Below are 5,026 nucleotides of genomic sequence, written 5' to 3'. Positions count from 1 at the left end.
GGCCTCGCCGGCGTCCGAGGGTCGTCGGCAAGGCCACCGAAGGTGAGTCTGTAGAGTGATTGGCCCGGACAACATGGCCAATCGAGGGGAAATGGTATGGACGACCCGCAGCCGTCCCGGCCCCTGGAGGGCGCGCCGCGCAGCGGCCGGACCCTGGGCAGCCGGCAACTCGCCGCGATGCTGCCCGACCCGTCCGGCGCCCGGCCCGCCTACCGCCACCTCGCCCGTGCCATCGGCGCACTCATTCTCGACGGCCGGATCGCCCTGCACGTCAGGCTCCCCGCCGAGCGCGAACTGGCCGCCGCCCTCGGCACCAGCCGCGCCACCGTCACCGCCGTGTACGACCTGCTGCGCGCGAGCGGCCACGCGCACAGCCGGCAGGGCGCGGGCACCTGGACCGCGCTGCCCGAGGGCCGCACCCCCCGCGGCGTCACCCGCGCGCTCGGCCTCCCCGACACCGCGATCGACCTGGCCAGGGCCGCCCTCGGGCTGCCCGAACAGACCATCGCGGACGCCCTCGCCCGGGTCGCCCCGCGGCTGGCCGAGCACGCCCACACCCCCGGCTACCACCCTTACGGCCTGCCGGAGTTGCGTGCCGCCGTCGCCGAACGCTTCACCCGGCGGGGCCTGGCGACCATGCCGGACCAGATCCTGGTGACCTCCGGCGCCCAGCACGCCCTCACCCTGGTGCTCGGCCTGCTGTCCGCGCCCGGCGACCGGATCGCGGTCGAGAACCCCTCCTACCCGAACGCCCTTGAGGCGATGCGCCGCGCCCGGCTGCGCACCGTCCCCGTCCCGGTGGCCGACACCGGCTGGGACGCCGGGATCGTCGAGTCCGCGCTGCGCCAGGCGGTGCCCCAACTGGCCTACCTGATCCCCGACTTCCACAACCCGACCGGATGCCTCATGCCCGATGGCGAGCGGGCCCGTATCCTGCGCGCCGCCCAGCACGCCGGCACCTGGCTGATCGTCGACGAGACACTTGCCGAACTCGCCCTCGACGTCCCCGCGCCCGCGCCGTTCGCGTCGCACGCCCCGCCCGGCGGGACCGGCCAGGTCATCACGGTGGGCTCGATGAGCAAGACGCACTGGGCCGGTCTGCGGGTCGGCTGGCTGCGCGCACCCTCGCGGCTGGTCACCGAACTCGCCGCGCAGCGCGTCGCCTCCGACATGGGCGGCTCGGTGCTCGACCAACTCCTCGCGCTCGACCTGCTGTCCGGCGCGGACGGCGGACCGCTGCCGGACCGGCTGACCCGGCTGCGCGGGCAGCGTGCCGCCCTCACCGCCGCCCTGACCGCGCACCTACCGCACTGGACCTGGCAACTGCCGCCCGGCGGGCTGTCGTTGTGGGTCGACCTCGGCGAACCCGTCGCCTCCGCCCTGGCCGAACGCGTCCTCGACTACGGCGTACGGATCGAGGGCGGCGCGTACTTCGCCACCGACCCCGGCATCTTCGAGCAGCGACTGCGCATCCCCTACACCGCACCGCCCGACACCCTGCGCGAGGCCGTGCACCGCATGGCCACCGCCCTCGCCGACGGCCTCCCGCCGTCCGCCGCGACTCGCCGCCCGCATTGGGTCGCCTGACCCTGCCGCCCGGCACCCCTTGCCCGCGCGGCTACCGGGCCTCCTGCGCCAACCCGCCTGGGGCAAACGCCACTTCGGCCGCGGGCAGCACCCGGATGTTTCGCCCGGGGAAGCCGAGGTGGCGGAAGATCTCGTTGTGGTGTGCGATCGACCGTGCCGGCGCGGCGAACTCGCCACTGTCGGGCCGCACCGACGTGGTGTGTCCGTCGGCGACCAGCAGCAGGTCGTATCCGTGGCTCAGCGCCTGCCGCGCCGTGGTGTCCACACAGATCTCGGTGGCGAATCCGGTGACGACCACCTCGGTGACGCCCCGCGCCCTGAGTACCTTGTCGAGGTCGGTGCCCAGAAAGCTGTCCGGGCTGGTCTTGTGGACGACGATCTCGTCGGCGGACGGGGCGAGTTGGGGCACGACCTGCCAGCCCTCGGTGCCGGCCGCCATCCCGCCGCCCTGGTCCTGGATCGTCACCACCGGCACTCCGGCCGCTTTGGCGCGTTCGCGCAGCCCGGCGATCACGGCAACGGTCTCGGCGGCCCGAAAGGCGATCGCCACCGGGTCGTTCTGCATGTCGATGACGAGGAGAGCGGGAGAGCGCGGCATGGGCCCACGGTAGCGGCCCTACCAGCGCCCCCGCCTGCCAAATACCGTGGCGGGATCGGCGCGCATGGTTCGCGCTGCGTGCTGCTCGCCGTGGCGGCTGCCGAGCGGGTCATCGCGCGGGCCTAACGGCGCGCGAGAAAACGGAGTTGCCCGGGCGGTCTGCGTGGCGTTGGGGTGGTCGAGGGTCACTCCGTCGTGGGACGACGGGGCGAACCGGCGGCGGGCGGGCGGCGCCGGCCGGGAAGATCCGGGTATGCCGCCATTGCCGCCACCCGACACCGTGCCCGCCGCTGCCGACGTCCCCGGCCGACTCCCCGCGCGCCAGGGACGGTTGACCCGCACGCTGACCACCCCGAAGATCGTCTTCATCATCGTCGCCGCGGCGGCCCCGCTGGCCGCGATGGTCTTCACGGTGCCGCTCTCCTTCGCGTTGGGCGCGGGCCCCGGGGTTCCGGCGCTCCTCCTCTTCGCCGGGCTCACCCTGCTCTGCTTCGCCTGCGGATACGCCGCGATCAGCCGCGACGTCGGCCAGGGCGGCGGCTTCTACGGGTACATCGCGCGCGGCCTGGGCCGGCCCGTCGCGGTCGGCGCCGGGATGGTCGCGGTCGTGGCGTACAACGCGGTAGCCGTGTCGGTGCTGGGCGCGTTCGCGTACTTCGCCCAGGGCGTGGCCGCCGCGCACGGGCTGCGGCTGGCGTGGGAGGTGTGGGCCGCGCTGGGGCTCGTGGCAGTCGGCGTACTCGGCTACCGCCACGTCGAGTTGAGCGCCCGCGCGCTCGCGGTGTGCATGGTCGGGGAGATCGCCGTCCTGCTCGCGCTCGACGTGGCGGTGCTGGTCCAGCACGGCGTGGCCGCGCTGCCCGCCGCGTCGTTCGCGCCGCACCACGTCCTCGTCCCGGGCGCAGGGGTGTCGGTGATGTTCGCCTTCGCGTCGTTCATCGGCTTCGAATCGGCCGCGCTCTACGGCGACGAGGCCCGCGACCCGGGCCGCAGCGTGCCGCGCGCGACGCTTGTCGCGGTGCTGCTGGTCGCGTCGTTCTACGCGTTCACCAGTTGGGTCGCGGTGGGCGCGGTCGGGCCGGACCGGGTCCGTACCACCGCCGCCGCGCACCTCGGCGACCTCTTCTTCGCCCTCGGCGACCGGTACTTGGGCGGTGCCGCCTCGACCGCCATGCAACTCCTGCTCTGCACAAGCCTGTTCGCGAGCTGGCTGGCCCTGCACAACGCGGCCAACCGCTACCTGCTGGTGCTCGGCCGGGACCGGCTGCTGCCCGGCCGGCTCGACGCGGTGCACCCGCGGCACCGTGCCCCGCACCGGGCGAGCGCCGTGCAGACGGCGCTCGCCGCCGTCGTGGCGACGGTGTTCGCCGCGGCCGGCCTCGACCCGTACCTGAACATGTCCACCACCCTGCTCGGTCTCGGCACCCTCGGCGTCATCGCGCTCCAGGCCCTCGCCTCGATCGCGGTGCTCGGCTACTACCGGCGGCGCCCCGGGCACTGGTGGCGCACCGGGCTCGCCCCCGCGCTGGGAGCCGCCGGGCTGCTCGCGGCCACCGTGCTGGTCGTGCACAACTTCCCTGTCCTGACCGGCACTTCGTCGCCACTCGTGACGTCTCTGCCCTGGCTGCTCGTCGCGGCGGGCGTGGGCGGCGCCGGGTACGCGCTGTGGCTGCGCGCGGCCCACCCGGACCGGTACGCGAGCCTCGCGGGGCTCTCGGACGTCGCCGGCCCCCCGGGGCGCGAGGACACGGCCGGACTCCCCCCGCAGCGCAACCCCGGGTCCTCCCGCCGGGCCGCCAACTGACGTACGGAACCAGGGCGGTGAGCGAACAGGGGCGGGCCGTACCGACGCGCCGCGGGAGCGCCGACCACCGGTCTCGTTCGGGTGGCCGACCAGGCGCGGTGACGCCGCCCCCGCCCGCTGGATCAGGCCGCCGCTCGCCCGACTCGCCTTCGGGCGTCGTCCGGCGTCCTCGGAGACCCAACCGACCTACGTTGCAAGGCCAATCGACGCTGGAAGTCGAGAACGCGCACTCAACGGCCGGTGGGCGCAGGGGTGGCGTGGTGGCGGGCCGCTTCGAGGACGGCGAGGCTGTCCGCGGGGGACATGGCGCGGCTCTCCGCGGTGTCGAGGAGGGCGCGGTAGGGGCCGGGGGAGGGGGCGGCGCGGAAATGGACGGCGGAGAAGTCGTCGAACTCCTCGGCGAAGAGGTGGTGGCGGCCGCCGGCCCGCGCGAGTTCGGTGATCATGGCGGCACCGATGGGGTGGGCGTTCATGCCGATCACCCGGACGGTGAGCGTGCCGCTCGCCACGAGGCCCAGCACATGGTCGAGTTGGGTGGCGGTGACGGCCGGGTCGAGATCGATGTTCCACAGGTGGCAGAGGACCATCTCGTCCAGGAGTGCGGTGATCGGCACGCCGTCGGGTACCCGGGCCGGCGGCGTGAAGCGGCCGACCGGCAGGTGGTGCGCGGTGTACAGCGCGTGGGCGTAGCCGGCCGTCCACAGCACGCGCGGGAACACCGTCAGCGCGTAGGTGCGGACCCGGCCGGCGCGGCCGGCGCAGGCCGCGAGCCGCTGCGGCCAGCCGGCCCCGTCGTCGTGCAGCGCCGCCGGGTCGGGCGCGTGGAGGAGTCGCGCGGTCGCGTCGCGGGCGTCGGAGTCGGCCATGCCGTAGCGCGCGAGCAGGGCGCGGCGGCCGTCCGAGCCGATGCCGGGGCCGTCGAGCGCGCCCTCCAGGCGGGTGATGGCGCGGGCGCTGACGCCGATGGACCGCGCCGCGTCGGCCCGGCTTCGTACCGGGTTCGCGCCGGACGGAAGACCGCGGCGCAGCGACTGGAG

The 5,026-nt window shown here is 74.9% G+C and carries 4 protein-coding genes; 2 read left to right on the top strand and 2 right to left on the bottom strand.

Translation table 11 applies throughout. The annotated features are described in order from the left end of the window. The first annotated feature begins 96 nt into the window (after positions 1–96). Entirely contained in the window at positions 97–1,587 is a 1,491-nt protein-coding gene (yczR, locus tag AC13HU_RS31795; RefSeq protein ID WP_483045443.1) for a MocR-like transcription factor YczR, read from the top strand. Positions 1,588–1,618: 31 nt separating this feature from the next. On the opposite strand, the gene AC13HU_RS31790 is transcribed toward yczR, so the two are convergent. Continuing rightward, positions 1,619–2,185 (bottom strand): isochorismatase family protein, encoded by a 567-nt coding sequence (locus AC13HU_RS31790; RefSeq protein WP_483045442.1) that lies wholly within the window; start codon positions 2,183–2,185, stop codon positions 1,619–1,621. Positions 2,186–2,438: 253 nt separating this feature from the next. Between AC13HU_RS31790 and AC13HU_RS31785 the strand changes: the two genes are divergently transcribed. After that, complete coding sequence (locus AC13HU_RS31785; RefSeq protein WP_483045441.1) at positions 2,439–3,989, top strand: APC family permease; 1,551 nt, start codon at positions 2,439–2,441, stop codon at positions 3,987–3,989. 230 nt (positions 3,990–4,219) lie between these two features. On the opposite strand, the gene AC13HU_RS31780 is transcribed toward AC13HU_RS31785, so the two are convergent. Further along, the coding region (locus tag AC13HU_RS31780) for a Scr1 family TA system antitoxin-like transcriptional regulator (protein ID WP_483045440.1) at positions 4,220–5,026 on the bottom strand (807 nt) is incomplete at its 5' end.

The organism is Streptomyces sp. NH27, from assembly GCF_056859195.1.
The sequence above is the reverse complement of the archived record's forward strand: the minus strand, read 5'-3'. Positions and strand labels throughout refer to the sequence as shown.